Genomic DNA, 17896 nt, shown 5'->3' on the forward strand with positions numbered 1-17896 from the left:
CTGGAATTAGAGCCCCAGCCGGGCCACAGCTTCCTGCCGCATGTCCACCTTGCGGATTTTCCCGGAGACGGTCATGGGGAAGCTTTCGCGCACGTCCACGTAGCGCGGGATCTTGTAGTGCGCCAGCTTCCCGCGGCAGAACTCGGCCAGGCTGTCGGCTTCCAGCGGTGCGGCACCGGGTTTGAGGATGATGCAGGCCATCAGTTCCTCCCCGTACTTGTCGTCCGGCACGCCGATCACCTGCACGTCCTGGATATCCGGATGCGTGTAGAGGAACTCCTCGATTTCGCGGGGATAGACGTTCTCGCCGCCGCGGATCACCATGTCCTTGATCCGGCCCTCGATCACGATGTATCCGTCCTCGTCCATCCGGGCCAGGTCCCCGGTATGCATCCAGCCGTCGGCGTCAATGGCTTCGGCGGTCTTGACCGGCTGGTCCCAGTAGCCCTTCATCACGGAGTATCCGCGGGTGCAGAGCTCCCCGATCTCACCGCGCTCCATCACCTCGCCGGTCACCGGGTCCACCACCTGGCTTTCCAGCCGCGGCATGGTCCGGCCGACGCTCTCGGTGCGCTGGGCCATGGTGTCCACGCTGCGGGTCATGGTGGACACCGGCGAGGTCTCCGTCATGCCGTAGCAGATGGCCACGTCCCGCATGTTCATCTCCGAGATGACGCGGTTCATCACCTCGATGGGACACAGCGAGCCGGCCATCACCCCTGTGCGCAGGGTGGAAAGATCGTAGGACGCGAAGTCCGGCAGGGCGAGTTCGGCGATGAACATCGTGGGGACGCCGTACAGTGATGTCCCGCCGAAGTCCTGGACGGCTTCCAGCGCCGCGGCGGGCGTGAATCCCCGGCCCGGAATGATGGTGGCGGAGCCGTGGCTCAGGGCGGCCAGGTTGCCGATCACCATGCCGAAGCAGTGGTAGAACGGCACCGGCAGCACCACCCGGTCGTGCTCCGTGTATTCCAGCAGCTCACCGATCGAGTACCCGTTGTTCAGGATGTTGTGGTGCGTAAGGGTGGCGCCTTTGGGGAAGCCCGTGGTGCCGGAGGTGTACTGCAGGTTGATCGCGTCGTGGGGGTCCAGTTCGGCCATCCGTGCCTTCAACGCGGAATGGGCGACGTCGTCGGCCCGCTTGAGCAGCTCCGCCCAGGTCCGTTCCTCTTCCCGTGCCGGGACGCCGGCGGTGAGGCCGGGCTGGCCCGCGTCGGGCAGGAACACGAGTTCGCGCAGCTCCGGGCATTCGGCCAGCGCCTGCCGGGCCATAGCGGTGTAGTCGCTGTTGCGGTCCGCCGGGGCCGCAACCAGCATCCGCATGCCGTTCTGCTTCACCACGAACTCCAGCTCATGGCTGCGGTAGGCGGGATTGACGTTGACCAGGATCGCCCCGACCTTGGCCGTCGCGTACTGCAGGATGGTCCATTCGGCGCAGTTCGGGCTCCAGATGCCGATCCGTTCGCCCCTCGCCACGCCCAGGGCCAGCAGCGCGCGTGCCACCCGGTCGACGTCGTCGTTCAGTTTGGTGTAGCTCCAGCGGCGGGCTTCTTCCCCCGGCACCGCGGCGGCCTCGATCAGGGCGTCCTGATAGGGGAACCGGGCCACGATCCGTTCGAAATTCTCGCCGATGGTTTCCTCGAGCAGCGGGACGTCAGTGTCCCCGGCTGTGTATGAAAGCATGGTGTGACGCTACCAACACTCTGTCCCCAAAAGAAGACCAAAGCTTGGATGTCCTACGAAATCTTCGGGACAAAATGCCGCGGCCCGGTATTGTGAAAACCATGAGCGCACCCATTGACCTGCAGGCCATCTTCATCCCCAACGACGGCGAGTTCTTCCGTGTGAAGCTCGCGCTGGAGATCGCGATTGACGAGGTGGTCAACGAACCCGGCTGCATCCGGTACGAACTGACCGAGGCCAGCGAGGACAAGCTGGTGCTGACCGAACGGTGGGCCTCGCAGGAGGATCTGGACAAGCACTCGAAGGGCACCGCGGTCCAGGACCTCAACGAGTCCCTCAGTGCCCTGCTGGCCGAGCCGGTCCAGCTCGTCAAACTCTAGGCACGGCACCGGCCACGTCCCGGAACAGCAGCAACGCGGGGCCGCTCCGCACCCATCAATCGCAAGATCATGGGCGCGGAGTGACCCCGCGTTGCTGTAGGTCGGGCTTCGTGCTCAGGCCTCCGGAATCTGGCTGCCGTCCTGCTTGCCGGCCGCCGCGGCGGCCTCGGCCTGGGACCGGGCCACGTGCGCGTGGACTTCCTCCATGTCCAGGGCCTTGACGGCGTCCACCACCTGCTCCAGCTGCTGGGCGTTCAGGGCGCCCGGCTGGGAGAAGACAAGCACCTTTTCGCGGAACGCCATCAGCGTCGGGATGGACGTAATGCCGGCCTCGGCGGCGAGCTGCTGCTCGGCCTCGGTGTCCACCTTCGAGAAGACAACGTCCTGGTGCTTCTCGGAAACTGCGGCGTATGTGGGTGCGAACTGCTTGCACGGGCCGCACCATTCGGCCCAGAAATCAACGAGGACAATGTCGTTGTCCTCGACGGTCGATGCGAACTGTTCACCTGTAATGTCTACGGTAGCCATGGGTCAACGGTACGCGAGCAGCCCCGCCTTGTCCCCTGCATTTCGCTGTTGGCACATCCATATGACGGCCCCTCAAGAACCCCGGGTGCACCCTGCCGTCCGGCCCGGGGCCCTTGGACCCTAGCCCGCCGTGCGGCCCACGGCCTACCATCAGCGCCATGCCCCCAGCCCCGGGAAACACCACCAGCCAGGCCATCACGGTGGGCTCGCTGACCAAGAAGTTCGGCCACCGTGAAGTGCTCCACGGCATTAGCTTCGGCATCGAGAAGGGCTCCGTCTTTGGTGTGATCGGGCCCAACGGTGCAGGCAAGACCACCGTCATGAGGTGCCTGCTGGACATCATCCGGCCCACGTCCGGCACGTCCACGGTGCTCGGCGAGGACCCCCGGACCGCGGGCCCGTCGCTCCGCCGCCGGATCGGCTATCTGCCCGGCGAACTGTTCCTAGAGGGACGGATCACCGGGCGCAAGCTGCTGTCCCATTACGCGGACATCAGCGGGCCCGTCAGGCCGGGCCGCGTCGATGCGCTGGCGGAACGCCTGGGCCTGGACCTGGACCGCCACACCCGCAAGCTCTCGAAGGGAAACAAACAAAAGCTGGGGCTCGTCCAGGCGTTTATGCATGATCCCGAGCTGCTGGTGCTGGATGAACCGACCAGCGGGCTGGACCCCCTCGTCCAGCAGGAATTCCTCGCCATGGTCCGCGAGGCCCAGGCCAACGGCCAGACGGTCTTCCTCAGTTCCCACGTGCTCAGCGAGGTCCAGCAGGCCGCCGACGAGGTCGCGATCCTCCGTGACGGCCGCATCGTCACGGTCGCCACCGTGGACAGTCTGCGGCAAGGGGCGGTGCGGCACGTGCGGTTCACCGCCAACGGGATAACGGCGGCCGACGCCGGTGCGCTGCTGGCAGGGGTGCCCGGGATCGGACACCTTGAGGTGCTTCCTGCGGGCGACGGCGTCGAGCTGTCCGCCACCCTGGGCGGAGCGATCCAGCCGTTGCTCCGCGTCCTGGCCGGCCTCGAGCTCACCGAGCTGGTGCTGGAAGAACCGGACCTCGAGGAATCGGTGCTTGAGCTCTACGGATCCATCCGCGGCAATGGCTCCGGCCAAACCGACGCCGACGGGAACGGACGCCGTCGCCGGCGGAGGGGACACGGCACATGAAGCGGCCGCTGCCCCTCTTCACGAGGGCCTTTGTGGACTCCTGGCGTTCCACGCTCGGGTGGGCGGCGGGACTCGCCGCCGCGATCTTCATCTACCTGCCGCTTTATCCCTCGATCGGCGGAAGCCCCGAGATGCAGGGCATGATGGATGCCTTTCCACCGGAGATGATCAAGGCCCTCAATTACGACCAGATCACCTCGGGCCCCGGCTACACCCAGGCCACCATGTTCGGGTTGATCGGCTTTATGCTGATGACCATCGCTTCGGTGGCGTGGGGAGCGGCGGCAGTCGGCGGGGACGAGGAATCAGGGCAGCTCGAACTTACTCTGGCGCACGGCGTGACCCGCACCCAGGTGGTCCTGGAGCGGGCGCTGGCCATCCTGGCGCGCGTGCTGCTGCTGGTCTCCCTCGTGTTTGTCCTGATCCTCCTGCTGACCGATTCCGCGCAGCTGAACATCAGACCGGAAAACCTCCTCGGCGCCTCCTTGCTGTTTGCCGGGCTGACACTGCTTTCGGGCACCACTGCGCTTTTCGTCGGGGCGGTGACGGGACGGAAGACGTACGGTGTGGCCGCCGGCGCCGGCGTCGGCGTCCTGGGTTACGTGTTCAACGCCGTCGGCAGGCAAAGCCAGGAGGTCGACTGGCTCCTGAACCTCTCGCCCTACAGCTGGGCCTACGGCAACAACCCGCTGGCCAACGGGGCGGACTGGGCGGCCGCCGGCTGGCTCTGGGGTATGTCTGCCGCCCTCGTGGCACTCAGCGCGGTGGCCCTGAGCAGGCGCGACGTCGGGACGTAGGCTGGCCGTCGCAAACGCAGGCGGGCTCAGGCTCAGGCCGGGCTTAGGCGCGGGCCGGCTCAGGCCCAGACGTGCGGCGCCGGGCGCCGGGCGCCGGGCAGGGCGTTGGTTTCCCGCCATTCGTGGATCCATTCGGGCAGTTCGAGGTCCGCCGGAGGCGCCCCGAACTCACGGATGATCTCCTCCTGGCTGACCGGCTTGCCCTTGCTGACCAGACGGGTAGCGATGAACGCGCGGGCGTAGATTTCCCCGTCCACCACCATGCGCTGCTCGAAGTAGATGGCTTTCTCGTCGAGGCCAATGATCTTCGTTTCGATCGTGTACCGCTGCCACAACTGCAGTGAACGCCGGAAAGCGATGGTTTCCCCCGCAGCCACCGGACTCCAACCCCGGCGGCGCATGGCCTTCCAGGTTCCGCTGCGGGCCATCAGGTCGAACCGGCCCAGATCCATCAGCGAGAAATACATGCCGTTGTTGACATGCATCGCAATGTCAATGTCGGTCGGCAGGACCTTCAGCGGAAGTGACGCCGTGTCCCAGATGCTCAGCGGCGAACGGCGCGAGGACGTGAACAGCAGGAGGAGCGTGCGGAGAAGCAGATGCATGGGGATCATGTTACCCGCGAGTAACAACGCTGCCAAGGATGGAGAGCGCGGTTTCGTGTCCGGTTCCGTGGACCAGCCAACAGCTGCCGGCCCCGCGACGCGGCCTCGCGAGTGGAATTGAGTACTACGCTGTCCGGATGACCACAGACCTGACCGTCAGGCCCGCCCGCTTGGACGACGCCGCCGGCATTGCGCGGGTGCACATCCAGGCCTGGCGTGAGAGCTATGCGCACCTGCTGCCGGCGGCCTCCCTCGCCGGATTGGAGCAGGGTCCGCGGGAGGAAAGATGGCGCAAAATCATTGCCGCCGCCGCCTCGGATGTCTGGGTTGCCTGCCGCGGGACGGACATCGTCGGCTGGGCGAGCGCCGGCACCGGGCGTGACGAGGACCCGCCCCGGCCCAGGGAGCTGAACGGGATCTATGTGCTCGCCAGCGAGTACGGTTCGGGGGCGGGGCAATTGCTGCTGGACGCAGCCGTGGGCCGCGGCGGCGCGTACCTCTGGATCGCGGAAGAGAATCCGCGTGCCTTCGCGTTCTACCGGCGCAACGGCTTTGTCCCTGACGGCGCCACCGCGGCGCATGACCTGGCCGGGACGCCGGTACCGATCCTGCGGATGGTGCGCTGAGCCGTCCGCACGGCCTCGCGGACGCAGCCTCAGTCCGCGGCGATCAGTTCGGCTTCAAAGCCGTCCGAATTCACCAGGTAGGCGGCGAAGTGGTTCGGGCCGCCGGCGTGCGGGTACTTTTCCGGGAAGAGTTCGCGCCAGCCGTGCCCGACGGCGGCTGCCGCCAGGGCGTCCACCTGCTGCCTGGTCCCCGCGTTGAACGCCAGATGGTTGAGCCCGGGCGCGGTGCGGTCATGCGTCCGGCTGCTCAGGGCCGGGGATTCCTCGACGACGATGTAGGTGGTCCCGCGCCGCCAGCTGCACCCGTCCGGCCAGTCCTGGTAGTCCTGATAGCCCAGGCGGGCCAGCAGCCAGCCCCATTCATCCTTGGCGCGGCCAAGATCCGGTACCCACAGCTCGACGTGGTGCAGGGCACCGAGGGATTCATCAGTCACCAAGAGAGTCTCGCACGGCCGATGACACAGGTTTTGGCCGGTGGCCGGCGCTCAGTACAAAATCCGCTGAAACAGGACGTGGTCCTGCCAGCCTCCGGCAATGTTGAGGTAGGCCGGGGCTGTGCCGATCTCCGTGAAACCGGAGCGCGTGAGGATCTTCTGTGAGGCGGCGTTGTGCTGGAGGGCCGCGGCCTGCAGCCGGTGCAGGCCCAGCTCGTCCCGGGCCTCGTCCACGGCGAACGCGACCGCTGCCGAGCCAATCCCGCGCCCGGTGTAGTCCTTGTCCACCCAGTATCCGAGGTGGGCGCTGAGGAACGGTCCCCGGACGATGCCGCTGAGGGTCATCAGCCCCACAATCGCCTCGCCGTCCGTCAGGACCCACGGAACATCGGAGCCGGCGATGAACAGGGCGAGCTTGGACTGAACGCTCACCATCTGACCGTCAACGGTGAAGAACTCCTCGGCCCGCAGCGGCTCCCAGGGCGCCAGGTGTTCCCGGTTTCGCAGGTAGGCGGCACACATAAGTTCCGGATCGGAGGCTCTGAGGACCCGGATCCGGACGCCGCCGGCCAAGGGAGTGCTCTTGCCTGTCATCCAGGAGTCCCCGCAAGCGGTTCAGGATTAGTCGTCGTCATCATCGTCGTCGTCGTCATCCTCGCTCGAATCGGTGCCCCGGACGGTGACGCTCGCGACGCCGTGCAGGTCCATCAGGGGCATCACGAGGTTGCGCAGCGGGTGGCGGCCAAAGAACCTCACCTCCATCGAGACCATCGGTTTCTGCTCGTCCCCCGTCCTCCGGGTACGCAGAATCGAGGAACTGAATCCCATGGTGGTGGCGATTTCGAGGATCTGCCGCAACACGCCCTGGCCGTCGGCGTAGTCGATATGCATGACCCGGTTTCGGTCCACTGAGGGGATTTTGCGGACGGCCGGGGCAATCACGAACAGCGTAATGAGGTGGAAGATGGTCAGCACCGCGCCAAGGGACACCATGCCCGCCCCGCAGGCCATGCCCACCGCGGCGGAAACCCAGATGGTGGCGGCGGTGGTGAGCCCGCGGACCACGTCCCGGCCCTTGAAAATGACGCCGGCGCCCAGGAATCCGATCCCGCTGACAATTTGGGCGGCGATGCGGGACGGGTCCAGCACGGCCCCTGGCTCCATCACGGTCGCGAAGCCGTAGGCGGACACCAGGGTAAAGCCGCACGAGCCGAGTCCCACCAGGACATGCGTCCGGTATCCTGCGCTCTTCTGCCGGACCTGCCGCTCGATGCCGATCAGGGAACACAGCACGAACGTTGCGAACAGAAGGCCGGCTTCCACCAAACTTGTGTCAGTGAAGAAGAACATGCCGCCCGCCTTCCTTGGCCGGTCAATCTGTGGCACCCGGCCGGAGATCACTGCCTCTAGTGCTGACTTTAGCAAGGCCGCCGCCACCCGTCGTCGGACACTTTTCCGCCTGCCGATACCCTCCAGCCGTTTCTCTTCCTTCGGAGGAGCCCCCGCCATAGGATCGAAGAACGCCGCCGGCCTGGCAAAGCGGGGCGGCGAGGACTTGGGGGCCGCCATGAGTGAGAACAACGTCATTTCGTCGACGTCGCAGAACATCCGCGACGCCGTCAGCACTTTTCTGGATCTGGTGCTGGACAGCACCGAGACAGGATCCGACGTCGCCGGTTTCCTGGCCGACCTGGCCAGCCTGACGGCGGGAGGGCTGTCCCGCCCGGACCGCGAAGTTTCCTGCGGGATCTCCATCACCCGTCGGAATCAGCCCTCCTCAGCTGTGGGCAGCAGCGGAGAGGGCTCCGTCAGCAGGGTCCGGATTCCGTTTGAGCTCGACGGTGAGGACTCCGCCGTCGTCAACCTCTATTCGCCGCGGGCCGGGGCTTTCTCGGGCAAAGACCTCGCGGAAGCGCACCGGTTCGCCGCCGACGCCTCGCGGGCACTGCTCCTGGCGCTCCGGATCTCACAGCTCCGGGAATCGCGTCAGGACCTGTCCGCCGCAATGCAGTCGAGGACCATCATTGACATGGCCATCGGGGCGATCATGGCCCAGAACCGGTGCGGCAGGGACGCCGCCTTCAAGATCCTCCGGAACACCTCCAACAACCGGAACCTGAAGATCCGCGACGTCGCGGCAGGAGTCGTGGCCTCCATCGCCGGCGATACCGACTTCACTACACGCTTCGAGGAGTAAACCGCGGGGGCAGGCCAGCGTCTGGGCGGAAGAACGCAAGCGGCGGCAAACAGAAAAGAGGAAGGTCACAATGGAACATCCCTACGACCTGGAACGGTTCGTCCTGGCCCAGGACGCGGGCGGAACGTACCGGCACGCCCTTGAGGAACTCCGCGGCGGTGCCAAGCGCAGCCACTGGATGTGGTTCGTGTTCCCGCAGCTCGCCGGGCTGGGGCAAAGCCCCACGGCCCGGAGATATGCGGTGACGTCCCTCGATGAAGCGCGCGCGTATCTCCGGCACCCGGTGCTGGGTCCGCGGCTGGTCGAATGCGCCGAAGTTGTGGCCGGGCTCGAGGGCTGCACCGCGGAGCAGATCTTCGGTGGCATCGACGAGCGGAAGTTGCACTCCTCGATGACTCTTTTCCTCCGGGCAGACCCGCAGCAGGCCGCCTTCCGCACGGTCCTGGCGAAATACTTTGACGGACTGCCCGATGCCGCCACTGACCGGCTCCTCGCCGGGCAGGACTGAACGGCTTACGCGCCCGGCACCGCCAGCGCGGTGATCATCCGCTCCATGCGGGCCACCCCGGCGTAGCGGCCTGCGTTGTCGGTCACCAAAAGGGGCTCAAACCGGCTGGAGGTGGCCCGCGTCATGGACCGGGCCAGCGCTTCGCTCAGCGGAGTGTCCAGGTTCACGCGCATTCCGGGGCTCACCATACCCAAGCCAGCGGCCACCGGGTCCAGCACGCAGACCGGGCGGAGGTGGTCTCCGATCAGCACCACCGACTGAAGCGCGGGGCTTGTAGCGAAGGCTTCCGCGGCGAGCGCGGTGGTGGTGGCCGTCGTCGCGGATTCGAGGACGTCACGGATCACGGCCTTATGCGTTACCGGTGGTTTCGACGCAAGACGGTGCGCCAGGTCCAGGTCAATGCCGGCCCACGGCGGCGCGGGCCTGGCCAGGTAGTAGCCCTGCACCAGCGGCACGCCAAGGGACACCAGCGCGTCCAATTCCTCCACGCGCTCCACACCCTCGGCCAGGATCCACGCATCCACCCGGCCGGCAAAAGTACCGAGCATCTCGATCAGGGCGCGTTTGGCTTCATCCCGGTCCACATCCTGGATCAGTTCACGGTCGATCTTGATCAGGGAGGGCCGCAGCGCCAGCAAGTGCCGCAATCCCGCATAGCCGGCCCCGGCGTCGTCGACGGCGATCAGCGCGCCGGCGGCGCGCAACTGGTTCAGGTCCGGTTCCAGCCCGACGTAGGAATCGATGGGGGTCTGTTCGGTGAGTTCGACGACGATCCCGCCCAGGTTCCCCTCGTCCCGCCAGACCCTGCGGATTTCCTCGGTGGACAGCAGCTCGGGTGAGACGTTGAGGGTCAGGAAGCAGTTGGGGGGCAGGGTGGAACGGGCTGCAAGCGCGGTCCGCAGGGCGGCCGATTCCAACTCCGCGGATTTCCCGTGCTTCCGGGCCTCGGAGAACCACACCTCGGGGTTCTTCTCGGAGTATCCAGGAAAGCGGGCCAGCGCTTCGTAGCCCACCACCGTGCCACGGGATGTGTCGACGATCGGCTGGTAGGCCGCGGATATGCCTTCACCGCGGCAGGCGGCCACCAGGAGCTCATCCCAGTTCGGGCCCACGGGCGTACTTGAGCCTTGGGCGGAACCGCCTGCCGCGGGACTGCTCAACTAACCGGAACGATTGCTTTGTGGACCGACTGGACCACTTCGGCCGGCAGATCCACCAGGCCGTGCGCGGACGCGGCGTGGGCGGCGACGTTGACCAGGATTTCATCCTCCGTGCTGCACACCCACTTTGCTTCACAACCGGGCACTACATCACCACATGCAAACGATTTCACTAAGGCTCCTTATATTCGACGGCGAACTGCACCACCCTACTGCCCCACCCCCTGGAATCCGGCGATGTCAGCCACCGGCCACCGGGTGTTTCGGGCAGCTTGCGCAGTGTAGTTTGGCTGCATGATCAGGATTGGCTCCATCGTCATCCGTGTCGATGACCTCCAGCGCCAACTGGACTTCTGGACGGCCGCTTTGGACTATGTGCCGCGGCGGCCTCCCGAAGAAGACTTCGTTGTCCTCGAGCCGAGGGATGGGGCGGGCCCGAACATCTCCCTGGACCGTGTCCCGGCGAAGGTCCAGGTCCCGCCCCGCATCCACCTCGACCTCTATTCCGGGCAGCAGACGCACGACGTGGAACGGCTCCTGCGGCTGGGCGCGAGCCGCGTGGAATGGAGCAAACGTCCCGCGGACGCGGACTACGTCATCCTAGCCGATCCCGAGGGCAACCGCTTCTGCGTCGTGGACACCGCCGGACGGTAAAACGCCAGGCTAGGGCCGGTCCCCCGCCGTCGAAGCCTGCCGGTCCCCCGCCGTCGAAGCCTGCCGGTCCCCCGCCGTCGAAGCCTGCCGGGCCACCGCTTCGATGGCGGCGCGGTGCAGGGTCACGTGCCGCCACTCCCCCCCGACCACGGGACCTCAGCTACACCGGAGGGAGGGCACCATACGATTTGGGAAGCTCATACGGGTTGACGGGCCGGTCCTCATCCAGGGAGGACGGCTCCCTGGTGGTGTAGCTCCGCGCCGTGTTCAGCTCGCGGGAACGACGAAAAAGCCCATAGCCGAGGAATCCCAGCCCGCCTGCCAGCAGCGCCAGTCCGAGAATGAAAAGACCGGTCGCGCCGGCATCGGCACTGCCGGATGCCACCTGAAACAGCGGCATTGGCAGGACAAAAAGAGTAGCGGCCAAGGCTACGCTCCCCACCGCGATTTGCCATGTTCCTTTGGACTTCATGGTTCCCCCTCCATTGTGTCTGTCAAGGTTCAGTAAACCGGTTCCCCTGCCAAAGCGGAAGAGGAGGCAAGGGATCGACGCGCGGCGGGATGCGTACGGGCCGACGTACGGGAGACTGGAAGTCCCCCGATCGCAAAGGCAGGACCACAATGATTAGTCTCCAGCAGGACGCCGAAGGCTTCATCCGCATGAAGAGGCACTTCCCCGGCAGCACGGTCATTTCCGTCACCTTCAATGACGGGTCCTCGGAGGAGTTCTCCGGGGAGCAGCTCAACGCGATCTACGACGAAGCACTGGCCGTCTACCGGGCAGAGAATCATCTGGACGCCAAGGGATATTCACGGGCACCGAAAAAGACGGTCCAGCCTTCCACCAAGATCGAGTTCGTCGCGGTGCACCCCGGCATGGCCAAGTAGCCGCCCGCGAGCCCTTGACACCGCGTCACGGGCGATCTATCGTACAACCAAATGGTTGTAGATGTGATGAGTGATGCCGATCTTGACCGCCTGTTCCAGGCGTTCGCCGATGCCACCCGCCGGGACATCGTCGCCCGGGTGACGTCTGGCGAATATTCGGTGTCAAGGCTGGCGGAGCACTACGCCATGAGTTTCGCCGCCGTACAGAAGCACGTGGCGGTGTTGGAGCGCGCTTCCCTCGTGACGAAGGAGAAACGCGGACGGGAGCAGATCGTGCGGGCGCACCACGATGGCCTGCAGCGGGCTCGACGGCTGCTCGATGAGTACGAAACGATCTGGCGGCAGCGGGCTGACCGGATCGCAGGCATTCTCGCAGAGGGATAGGGAGAGATCAGTCATGACCGTTATCAGTTCGCAGAAAAACGCCGATACACTGAGCTTCACCGTCGTCGCCGAGTTCGACGCCGGCGTCGAGCGCGTCTGGCAGGTCTGGGAGGACCCGCGCCAGCTTGAGCGCTGGTGGGGCCCGCCCACCTGGCCCGCGACCTTCGATGGCCACGACTTCGTGTCCGGAGGTAAGGCCAGCTACTACATGACCGGGCCCGAGGGCGAGAAGAGCCGGGGCTGGTGGCGGTTCACCGCCATCGAGGCTCCCCATCGTCTGGAGTTCGACGACGGTTTCGCCGACGAAAACGGCGATCCGATCCCCGCGATGGGCACCAGCCATGCCGTGATGAGGCTTGAGGCCGTCGGAAGCCGCACCAGAATGACCATTGTGTCCACCTTCGATTCCGCAGATTCGCTGGAGAAGGTTCTCGCCATGGGCATGGAAGAGGGCATGAAACAGGCCCTCGATCAGATCGACGCCATCCTGGCAGGGTCCGAGGTCCGCTGACCGAAACCGCTCCGTCGCGACCACCAGATCCGCAAAAACACCCCCGCAGGTGCCTTCGCCGGCACGTACGGGGGTGTTTTCCGCGTCAAAGGCCCGGCGGCACTACCCGCCCAGGATCTTCGCCTTCTGCACGCCGAACTCCTGTTCCGTGAGAATCCCCTGCTCTTTCAACGCCGCGAGCTCTTTAAGCTGCTCGATTGCTTCGTTCGAGATTCCGCCGGCGGCAGGTGGTGGCGGCGGCTGCTGGTACGCGGGTTCCTGGTAGGCGGGCTCTTGCTGGGCCATCTGCGCATCGTAGGCCTCCTGCTGCTTGGCCGCCGTCGCGGCGTCCTTCTCGGCGAACTTGTTAGCCTGCCGTCGCTGGACGCGGCCGCTCACGGCGGACGCCGTCCCGGCTACCACCGCGGTCCGTGCCATACCCCTGAGCAATCCCATAATTGGTCTCCTCTCGCATCGCGTTCTATGTGTGTCAGGCTACGGGCGGGGCGTCGAGGGCCTCGAGGGCTGCCATCACGTCCGGCGCAGGGATCCGAGTGCTCGCGACGAGCTCGCCCCCGCCGTCGCGTACGGCCGCCACGAACGGTGCCGCCCAGATGTTTTCGTAGACAATCAGCGCGGCGACGCTACCGGGAAGAATTGCGTCAGCTGCCTCGGCAATTTCCTCTTCGCCGAGAAGCCCGCTCTGCGCGCCGTCAAAGTAGGAGAACGACTCCGCGGGACCGCCTGGATCAGTGAGCTCAAGAACTTCGACGTCGCCGTCCTCGTTCTTCATCACGACAAGGAGATCGAAGAGCCGGATCACACCCTGCTCAACGAGCCGTATCAGTTCTTCACTGGCCCGCCCCGTCAGTCCAGCCATGGGGAACTCGAGGAGCACAAAGTCGACCGGCCCGTGGGCCTCGGTCTCCGGTGTGGTTGTCACTGGCATTCCTCCGTTCTGTTTCGAGCGCACTGTCCGGCACGCTCGTCTAAGTGTGGGGCGTCGTCTGCCGGTGGGTCACCACCCGCGTCGGATGATTCCGACGGCGGGCTTTCGGCAATTACGCTTCGATGCCCAAGGGATTATTGAGACCACTACAGCGCTTCCGATGCGGCCCCGCATCATCCCTTTCGGGTGAGCCCGAAAACCTGCACACGCAACCCTCCGGAGGGCAAAGAAAAAGCCTCCGGAACCTGGTGGTTCCGGAGGCTTCTCCAAGGGTGGCAGATGAGGGATTCGAACCCCCGTAGGCGTTGCCAGCTGATTTACAGTCAGCCCCCTTTGGCCGCTCGGGTAATCTGCCGAACTTCAAAAGAAGATCACTCGCGGCTTCCGTGTTCAGAACTACCGTTTCCAGTTCGTTCCGCTTCCAGCAACCGCGGGCAAGACAACTTTACAGAACTTCCGCCGAAGAATCGAATCGGCGTTCCAGCGGTTCAAAGCCGGGCCAAAAAGCCCGGAAAATCAGGCATCTCCGAGGATGCGGCCGGCGAGTTTGGACTCAAACCGCGCGGCCTGCTCCTCCGTGATCTGGTTCAGCTGCACGGCGCGCGCCAGATCAGCGTGAACACCGTCCAGCCTCGACGAGGCATCCGCGGCCGGGCTCAGGATGATCGAGGCCGCCAGCGTTGCGGCCGCCACCGACGTCGCGGCCGTCGCGAAACCGCCTGCGGCCGCCGCGGTGGACCGGATGACATAGTGGACGGCCTTGTTCTGCATGAGCTGGCACCTTTCAAGCGATTCTTCCAAGTCCTGCAACTCTGCCGCGCGAAACTTCGTTCCCGCCCTGACCCAGCTTTGAGCGGACTGTGAAACGGGACCACCCGCCGTCGACCTTCACAAAAGGGGCATCCGTACTAGGCTGGATTCCAGACACAACGGCCCCCACCGGCCCCCCCCAACCAACAGGAGGACAGTCATGGCAGGCGAATCCACATTCGACGTCGTCAGCAAAGTCGACAAGCAGGAGGTCGCCAATGCGCTGAACCAGGCCCAGAAGGAACTGGCCCAGCGTTACGACTTCAAGGGCGTCGGCGCCGAGGTGGACTTCAGCGGCGAGAAGATCCTCATGAAGGCCAACTCCGAGGAGCGCGTGCTCGCCGTCCTGGATGTACTGCAGTCCAAGCTCATCCGCCGCGGCATCTCCCTGAAGTCCCTCGACACAGGCGAACCCTACGCGTCCGGCAAGGAATTCCGGCTCGAGGCCACCATCAAGGAGGGCATCGCGCAGGACCTCGCGAAGAAGATCAACAAGCTCATCCGCGACGAGGCCCCCAAATCCGTCAAGTCGCAGATCCAGGGCGACGAGCTCCGCGTGACCTCCAAGTCCCGCGACGATCTCCAGGAGACCATGAACCTGCTGAAGGGCTTCGACGAGGCCGACCTGCAGTTCGTGAACTTCCGAAGCTAGGCACTTGTCCGCGGCGCTAGTTTCCGCACGCCGCGCCAAAGGGTTGTCGCACCGGGTATTCCCGCGTCGGCAGCCCTTTCGCGCGTCGCGGGCCATGGCGCGCAGCGCGGTACATTGGGCGCGTGCGCGGGACGTTAGGCGCGTCGGACACCGAAGTCTGCCGGCACGTCAGCCCAGCGGCTGGCCGGCCATCCGCTCCAGCCGGCCAATGCGCTCGCTCATCGGCGGGTGGGTCGAGAACATTTTCGCCACTCCGCCGGCGCGAAAGGGGTTCGCGATCATCAGGTGCGAGGCGTTGACCAGCCGCTGGTCCTGCGGCAGCGGCGCCAGCTGCACGCCGTGCTCGATCTTGCGCAAGGCTGAGGCGAGCGCCAGCGGGTCTCCCGTGAGTTTGGAACCGTCCTCGTCGGCGTCGAACTCCCGGGTGCGGGAGATGGCCATCTGGATCAGCGACGCCGCAAACGGCGCCAGCAGCGCCATGGCGATCGCGGCGATCGGGTTGGCATTGCGCCGGTCCCCGCCGCCGCCGAAGATCAGGAACATCTGCGCCACCGACGTGATCACACCGGCGACGGCGGCGGCCACCGAGGCGGTCAGGATGTCCCGGTTGTAGACGTGCATCAGCTCGTGGCCGAGCACGCCGCGGAGCTCCCGGGCATCGAGGAGCCGGAGGATGCCTTCGGTGCAGCACACCGCGGCGTTCTGCGGGTTCCTGCCGGTGGCGAACGCATTCGGGGCCATCGTGGGTGAAAGGTAGATCCGCGGCATCGGCTGCTGCGCCGTGGCGGAGAGTTCCCGGACCATCTGGTGGAGCTGGGGCGCCTCGGCCTCCGTCACGGGATACGCCTGCATGGACCGGATGGCGATCTTGTCACTGTTCCAGTAGCCGTAGGCCGTGGTGGCGACGCCAACCAGGGCCATGATCCAGATCGGCGCGGAGCTGCCCATACTGGAGGCCATCAGCGCGCCGAGACCCAGGAGCACCGCCCACAGGACACCGAAAAGGGCTGCGGTCTTCAGTCCGTTGTGATGCTGATGCACTGTTCCTCCTGCAGACGTCCCACGGTGGACCCACACCCGGAAAAACGTCCCGCTACGGCACGGGGTTCCGCGCGTCGTACCTCAGGAAGCCCGACTGCCAGTGCGCCACGGCCCAGGCCACCGCGATGCACAACAGGCCGCCCAGAAGCAGGACCCAGCCTTCACTAAGAATTTTAGTCCCGCCGCCCGCAAGCATGTCCCCCACCCGGGGCCCGCCCGCAACCACCACGATGAACACGCCCTGCAGCCGGCCGCGCAGGTGGTCCGGCGTGGATGCCTGCAGGATCGTCGTGCGGAAGACCGCACTGACGGAGTCTGCGATCCCGGCCAGCCCGCAGCACAGGGCGGCGGGCAGCAGCCACCAGGTCACGCCGTCGGCGCCGGAGTTCCCGGCGAGCACAACGACGAGGCCGAAGCCGGTAATCGAGGCGCCCCAGCCCATCACGGACCAGACAACGGCTGCCCCCTGCCGACGCACCGCACCCAGCGGCCCGGAGAAGAGGCCGGCCAGGAACGCGCCGACGGCGGTGGACGCCAGCAGGATGCCCACGGTCGTTTCGCCGCCGCCGATCATCACGGCACCGATCGCGGGCAGCAGGGCCCGGGGCTGGGCAAAGATCATCGCGATGATGTCAACGATGAAGGTCATCCGCAGGTTGGGCCGGGTGCCCAGGAAGCGGAAGCCCTCGACGACGGACCGCAGCCCCGCGGGCCGCGCCTGGTCCCCAGGCGGCATCGCCGGCAGCCTCAGCAGGGCCCACAAGGCGAAGGCAAAAGTGGCGACGTCGATCGTATAGGTCCAGGCGAAGCCCACCGTTGCCACCAGCAGGCCGGCCAGAAGCGGCCCGGCCGTGAAGGTGAGGCCGAAGCTCATCATGCTCAGCGCGTTGGCGGCCGGCAGGAGCTCCTTGCGGACCAGCAGCGGGATAATGGCGCTGCGGGCCGGCTGGTTGATGGCCTGCGCGCCGCTCTGCACCGCGACCAGGGCATACAGTACCCAGACATTCCCCAGCTGCAGCCAGGCCTGAAGGGCAAGGCAGGCGGTGGTCAGCCACAGCACCGACGAGGCCATGAGCGCCACCTTGCGGCGGTCGTGGGCGTCGGCGATCGAGCCGCCCAGCAATCCGCCGACAACCAGCGGAACGAGGGCGAAGATGCTCAGCAGCCCGACGTACAGGCTGTCCTGGGTGAGCCGGTAGACCTCAAGGCTCACGGCCACCAGGGTCAACTGGCTGCCCAGGGCCGCGACGGCGGATCCCAGCCACAGGCGGCGGAACGCCGGACTCTCGCGCAAGGGCGTGATGTCCGCCAGAAGATTCCCCACCCGGACACTCTAGTGGCGCCGGGCGGGCAGCCCGGTGAACCGGAGCGTGCCGCGCGCGAAGCGACGGAAGCCGGCCCGGCGGAGTAATAAGCCGCGCCTTATTATGATCGACTCATAATAAGTGCTTGAATGGGGGCATGACGGAACCGACGGGCACCCACGAGGCATGGGCTGCCGCCCTGCGCGCCCACGGCCGCCGGGTGACGAAACAGCGGCTGGCAGTCCTGACCGCCGTCGAACATCACCCGCATTCCCCCGCCGAGAACATCCTCGCCGCCGCCCGCCTGGAACTCCCCGAGCTGACCGCGCAGTCCGTCTACGTGGTGCTGGGGGATCTGACCGACCTGCAGATGCTGCGCCGCTTCGAGCCCCCGCACTCCCCTGCCCTGTATGAGACACGGGTGGGCGACAACCACCACCACGCCGTCTGCATCAGCTGCGGCAAGGTGGAGGATGTCGAATGCGCCGTCGGCCATGCCCCCTGCCTGACGCCGCACTGGGATGAGGGCTCCAAGCCGATGACCATCCAGATCGCCGACGTGCTGTACCAGGGCATCTGCCAGGACTGCCAGCGCACCCAACAACTTCCCGCCGAACGTAAATAAGAAGAAACAAGAAATAGG

Annotated in this window: 26 protein-coding genes and 1 tRNA gene; 12 read left to right on the top strand and 15 right to left on the bottom strand. The window is 66.0% G+C overall.

Translation table 11 applies throughout. The features are described from left to right. Positions 1-6: 6 nt before the first annotated feature. A complete protein-coding gene (locus FS787_RS05865; RefSeq protein WP_144671281.1) occupies positions 7-1683 on the bottom strand; it encodes an AMP-binding protein in 1677 nt (558 codons plus the stop codon). A gap of 101 nt (positions 1684-1784) precedes the next feature. On the opposite strand from FS787_RS05865, the gene FS787_RS05870 reads away from it, so the two are divergent. After that, complete coding sequence (locus FS787_RS05870) at positions 1785-2063, top strand: putative quinol monooxygenase (protein WP_144671282.1); 279 nt, start codon at positions 1785-1787, stop codon at positions 2061-2063. Positions 2064-2177: 114 nt separating this feature from the next. Here FS787_RS05870 and trxA read toward each other — a convergent pair whose 3' ends face one another. Then, the gene (gene trxA, locus FS787_RS05875) at positions 2178-2591 is read right to left on the bottom strand and encodes a thioredoxin (protein ID WP_144671283.1); all 414 of its coding nucleotides are present in this window, start codon (positions 2589-2591) and stop codon (positions 2178-2180) included. A gap of 158 nt (positions 2592-2749) precedes the next feature. On the opposite strand from trxA, the gene FS787_RS05880 reads away from it, so the two are divergent. Both FS787_RS05880 and FS787_RS05885 read left to right on the top strand, forming a co-directional pair. Next, positions 2750-3754 (top strand): ABC transporter ATP-binding protein, encoded by a 1005-nt coding sequence (locus FS787_RS05880; protein ID WP_144671284.1) that lies wholly within the window; start codon positions 2750-2752, stop codon positions 3752-3754. Next, on the top strand, positions 3751-4551 hold the full coding sequence (locus FS787_RS05885) for an ABC transporter permease subunit (RefSeq protein WP_144671285.1): 801 nt from the start codon (positions 3751-3753) through the stop codon (positions 4549-4551). Before FS787_RS05880 ends, FS787_RS05885 begins: the two co-directional genes overlap by 4 nt. Positions 4552-4610: 59 nt before the next feature. Here FS787_RS05885 and FS787_RS05890 read toward each other — a convergent pair whose 3' ends face one another. After that, positions 4611-5156: a thioesterase family protein gene (locus FS787_RS05890; RefSeq protein WP_144671286.1), complete on the bottom strand. Its 546-nt coding sequence runs from the start codon at positions 5154-5156 to the stop codon at positions 4611-4613. A gap of 137 nt (positions 5157-5293) precedes the next feature. On the opposite strand from FS787_RS05890, the gene FS787_RS05895 reads away from it, so the two are divergent. Beyond that, positions 5294-5782 (top strand): GNAT family N-acetyltransferase, encoded by a 489-nt coding sequence (locus tag FS787_RS05895; RefSeq protein ID WP_144671287.1) that lies wholly within the window; start codon positions 5294-5296, stop codon positions 5780-5782. 29 nt (positions 5783-5811) lie between these two features. On the opposite strand, the gene FS787_RS05900 is transcribed toward FS787_RS05895, so the two are convergent. Genes FS787_RS05900 through FS787_RS05910 form a run of 3 tightly spaced genes read right to left on the bottom strand, consistent with a single transcriptional unit; the run spans position 5812 to position 7566 of the window. Beyond that, positions 5812-6216, bottom strand: a complete 405-nt coding sequence (locus tag FS787_RS05900) for a VOC family protein (protein ID WP_144671288.1) — start codon at positions 6214-6216, stop codon at positions 5812-5814. A 51-nt stretch (positions 6217-6267) separates the two neighbouring features. Next, positions 6268-6810, bottom strand: a complete 543-nt coding sequence (locus FS787_RS05905; RefSeq protein ID WP_144671289.1) for a GNAT family N-acetyltransferase — start codon at positions 6808-6810, stop codon at positions 6268-6270. Positions 6811-6837: 27 nt separating this feature from the next. Then, on the bottom strand, positions 6838-7566 hold the full coding sequence (locus tag FS787_RS05910; RefSeq protein ID WP_144671290.1) for an MgtC/SapB family protein: 729 nt from the start codon (positions 7564-7566) through the stop codon (positions 6838-6840). A gap of 217 nt (positions 7567-7783) precedes the next feature. On the opposite strand from FS787_RS05910, the gene FS787_RS05915 reads away from it, so the two are divergent. Next, the gene (locus FS787_RS05915) at positions 7784-8413 is read left to right on the top strand and encodes an ANTAR domain-containing response regulator (RefSeq protein ID WP_144671291.1); all 630 of its coding nucleotides are present in this window, start codon (positions 7784-7786) and stop codon (positions 8411-8413) included. A 70-nt stretch (positions 8414-8483) separates the two neighbouring features. Next, a complete protein-coding gene (locus FS787_RS05920) occupies positions 8484-8921 on the top strand; it encodes a DUF1810 domain-containing protein (RefSeq protein ID WP_144671292.1) in 438 nt (145 codons plus the stop codon). A gap of 5 nt (positions 8922-8926) precedes the next feature. Here the strand turns inward: FS787_RS05920 and FS787_RS05925 are convergent, their stop codons facing one another. Together FS787_RS05925 and FS787_RS05930 are read right to left on the bottom strand one after the other, a co-directional pair. Beyond that, positions 8927-10033: an EAL domain-containing protein gene (locus FS787_RS05925; protein ID WP_144671293.1), complete on the bottom strand. Its 1107-nt coding sequence runs from the start codon at positions 10031-10033 to the stop codon at positions 8927-8929. Positions 10034-10077: 44 nt separating this feature from the next. Next, positions 10078-10254, bottom strand: coding sequence for a DUF1059 domain-containing protein (locus FS787_RS05930; RefSeq protein WP_144671294.1), 177 nt, complete (start codon positions 10252-10254; stop codon positions 10078-10080). Between the two features lie 121 nt (positions 10255-10375). On the opposite strand from FS787_RS05930, the gene FS787_RS05935 reads away from it, so the two are divergent. Next, positions 10376-10735: a VOC family protein gene (locus FS787_RS05935; RefSeq protein ID WP_144671295.1), complete on the top strand. Its 360-nt coding sequence runs from the start codon at positions 10376-10378 to the stop codon at positions 10733-10735. Between the two features lie 160 nt (positions 10736-10895). Here the strand turns inward: FS787_RS05935 and FS787_RS05945 are convergent, their stop codons facing one another. Further along, complete coding sequence (locus FS787_RS05945) at positions 10896-11207, bottom strand: hypothetical protein (protein WP_144671297.1); 312 nt, start codon at positions 11205-11207, stop codon at positions 10896-10898. Between the two features lie 149 nt (positions 11208-11356). Here FS787_RS05945 and FS787_RS05950 point away from each other — a divergent pair, with 149 nt between their 5' ends. The 3 genes from FS787_RS05950 to FS787_RS05960 are packed head-to-tail and all read left to right on the top strand — an operon-like array spanning position 11357 to position 12518. Then, positions 11357-11623 carry a hypothetical protein gene (locus FS787_RS05950; RefSeq protein WP_056424997.1) on the top strand — a complete coding sequence of 89 codons (267 nt, stop codon included), beginning with the start codon at positions 11357-11359 and terminating at the stop codon, positions 11621-11623. A gap of 51 nt (positions 11624-11674) precedes the next feature. Further along, positions 11675-12007 carry a metalloregulator ArsR/SmtB family transcription factor gene (locus FS787_RS05955; protein WP_144671298.1) on the top strand — a complete coding sequence of 111 codons (333 nt, stop codon included), beginning with the start codon at positions 11675-11677 and terminating at the stop codon, positions 12005-12007. Between the two features lie 13 nt (positions 12008-12020). Further along, positions 12021-12518 carry an SRPBCC domain-containing protein gene (locus FS787_RS05960; protein ID WP_144671299.1) on the top strand — a complete coding sequence of 166 codons (498 nt, stop codon included), beginning with the start codon at positions 12021-12023 and terminating at the stop codon, positions 12516-12518. Between the two features lie 102 nt (positions 12519-12620). Here the strand turns inward: FS787_RS05960 and FS787_RS05965 are convergent, their stop codons facing one another. The 4 genes from FS787_RS05965 to FS787_RS05980 form a co-directional block, all read right to left on the bottom strand. Continuing rightward, positions 12621-12953, bottom strand: coding sequence for an SHOCT domain-containing protein (locus tag FS787_RS05965; RefSeq protein ID WP_260982415.1), 333 nt, complete (start codon positions 12951-12953; stop codon positions 12621-12623). 34 nt (positions 12954-12987) lie between these two features. Further along, positions 12988-13446 (bottom strand): DUF6325 family protein, encoded by a 459-nt coding sequence (locus FS787_RS05970; RefSeq protein WP_260982416.1) that lies wholly within the window; start codon positions 13444-13446, stop codon positions 12988-12990. A 273-nt stretch (positions 13447-13719) separates the two neighbouring features. Then, positions 13720-13801, bottom strand: a tRNA-Tyr gene (locus FS787_RS05975). A gap of 161 nt (positions 13802-13962) precedes the next feature. Next, positions 13963-14217, bottom strand: coding sequence for a hypothetical protein (locus FS787_RS05980; RefSeq protein ID WP_144671302.1), 255 nt, complete (start codon positions 14215-14217; stop codon positions 13963-13965). A gap of 199 nt (positions 14218-14416) precedes the next feature. Between FS787_RS05980 and FS787_RS05985 the strand changes: the two genes are divergently transcribed. Further along, positions 14417-14908: a YajQ family cyclic di-GMP-binding protein gene (locus tag FS787_RS05985; protein ID WP_144671303.1), complete on the top strand. Its 492-nt coding sequence runs from the start codon at positions 14417-14419 to the stop codon at positions 14906-14908. A gap of 168 nt (positions 14909-15076) precedes the next feature. Here the strand turns inward: FS787_RS05985 and htpX are convergent, their stop codons facing one another. Beyond that, the gene (htpX, locus tag FS787_RS05990; RefSeq protein ID WP_144671304.1) at positions 15077-15949 is read right to left on the bottom strand and encodes a zinc metalloprotease HtpX; all 873 of its coding nucleotides are present in this window, start codon (positions 15947-15949) and stop codon (positions 15077-15079) included. A gap of 52 nt (positions 15950-16001) precedes the next feature. Continuing rightward, positions 16002-17273, bottom strand: a complete 1272-nt coding sequence (locus tag FS787_RS05995) for an MFS transporter (RefSeq protein ID WP_144671305.1) — start codon at positions 17271-17273, stop codon at positions 16002-16004. A 137-nt stretch (positions 17274-17410) separates the two neighbouring features. On the opposite strand from FS787_RS05995, the gene FS787_RS06000 reads away from it, so the two are divergent. Beyond that, the gene (locus FS787_RS06000) at positions 17411-17878 is read left to right on the top strand and encodes a Fur family transcriptional regulator (RefSeq protein ID WP_144671306.1); all 468 of its coding nucleotides are present in this window, start codon (positions 17411-17413) and stop codon (positions 17876-17878) included. Positions 17879-17896 lie beyond the last annotated feature (18 nt).

It is taken from the genome of Arthrobacter sp. U41 (assembly GCF_007679325.1).
GTDB lineage: Bacteria > Actinomycetota > Actinomycetes > Actinomycetales > Micrococcaceae > Arthrobacter.

Coding starts and splice junctions, on each gene's coding strand:
- FS787_RS05865 (WP_144671281.1), bottom strand. CDS start 1,683: ATGCTTTCATACACAGCCGGGGACACTGACGTCCCGCTGCTCGAGGAA.
- FS787_RS05870 (WP_144671282.1), top strand. CDS start 1,785: ATGAGCGCACCCATTGACCTGCAGGCCATCTTCATCCCCAACGACGGC.
- trxA (WP_144671283.1), bottom strand. CDS start 2,591: ATGGCTACCGTAGACATTACAGGTGAACAGTTCGCATCGACCGTCGAG.
- FS787_RS05880 (WP_144671284.1), top strand. CDS start 2,750: ATGCCCCCAGCCCCGGGAAACACCACCAGCCAGGCCATCACGGTGGGC.
- FS787_RS05885 (WP_144671285.1), top strand. CDS start 3,751: ATGAAGCGGCCGCTGCCCCTCTTCACGAGGGCCTTTGTGGACTCCTGG.
- FS787_RS05890 (WP_144671286.1), bottom strand. CDS start 5,156: ATGCATCTGCTTCTCCGCACGCTCCTCCTGCTGTTCACGTCCTCGCGC.
- FS787_RS05895 (WP_144671287.1), top strand. CDS start 5,294: ATGACCACAGACCTGACCGTCAGGCCCGCCCGCTTGGACGACGCCGCC.
- FS787_RS05905 (WP_144671289.1), bottom strand. CDS start 6,810: ATGACAGGCAAGAGCACTCCCTTGGCCGGCGGCGTCCGGATCCGGGTC.
- FS787_RS05910 (WP_144671290.1), bottom strand. CDS start 7,566: ATGTTCTTCTTCACTGACACAAGTTTGGTGGAAGCCGGCCTTCTGTTC.
- FS787_RS05915 (WP_144671291.1), top strand. CDS start 7,784: ATGAGTGAGAACAACGTCATTTCGTCGACGTCGCAGAACATCCGCGAC.
- FS787_RS05920 (WP_144671292.1), top strand. CDS start 8,484: ATGGAACATCCCTACGACCTGGAACGGTTCGTCCTGGCCCAGGACGCG.
- FS787_RS05935 (WP_144671295.1), top strand. CDS start 10,376: ATGATCAGGATTGGCTCCATCGTCATCCGTGTCGATGACCTCCAGCGC.
- FS787_RS05945 (WP_144671297.1), bottom strand. CDS start 11,207: ATGAAGTCCAAAGGAACATGGCAAATCGCGGTGGGGAGCGTAGCCTTG.
- FS787_RS05950 (WP_056424997.1), top strand. CDS start 11,357: ATGATTAGTCTCCAGCAGGACGCCGAAGGCTTCATCCGCATGAAGAGG.
- FS787_RS05955 (WP_144671298.1), top strand. CDS start 11,675: ATGGTTGTAGATGTGATGAGTGATGCCGATCTTGACCGCCTGTTCCAG.
- FS787_RS05960 (WP_144671299.1), top strand. CDS start 12,021: ATGACCGTTATCAGTTCGCAGAAAAACGCCGATACACTGAGCTTCACC.
- FS787_RS05965 (WP_260982415.1), bottom strand. CDS start 12,953: ATGGGATTGCTCAGGGGTATGGCACGGACCGCGGTGGTAGCCGGGACG.
- FS787_RS05970 (WP_260982416.1), bottom strand. CDS start 13,446: ATGCCAGTGACAACCACACCGGAGACCGAGGCCCACGGGCCGGTCGAC.
- FS787_RS05980 (WP_144671302.1), bottom strand. CDS start 14,217: ATGCAGAACAAGGCCGTCCACTATGTCATCCGGTCCACCGCGGCGGCC.
- FS787_RS05985 (WP_144671303.1), top strand. CDS start 14,417: ATGGCAGGCGAATCCACATTCGACGTCGTCAGCAAAGTCGACAAGCAG.
- FS787_RS06000 (WP_144671306.1), top strand. CDS start 17,411: ATGACGGAACCGACGGGCACCCACGAGGCATGGGCTGCCGCCCTGCGC.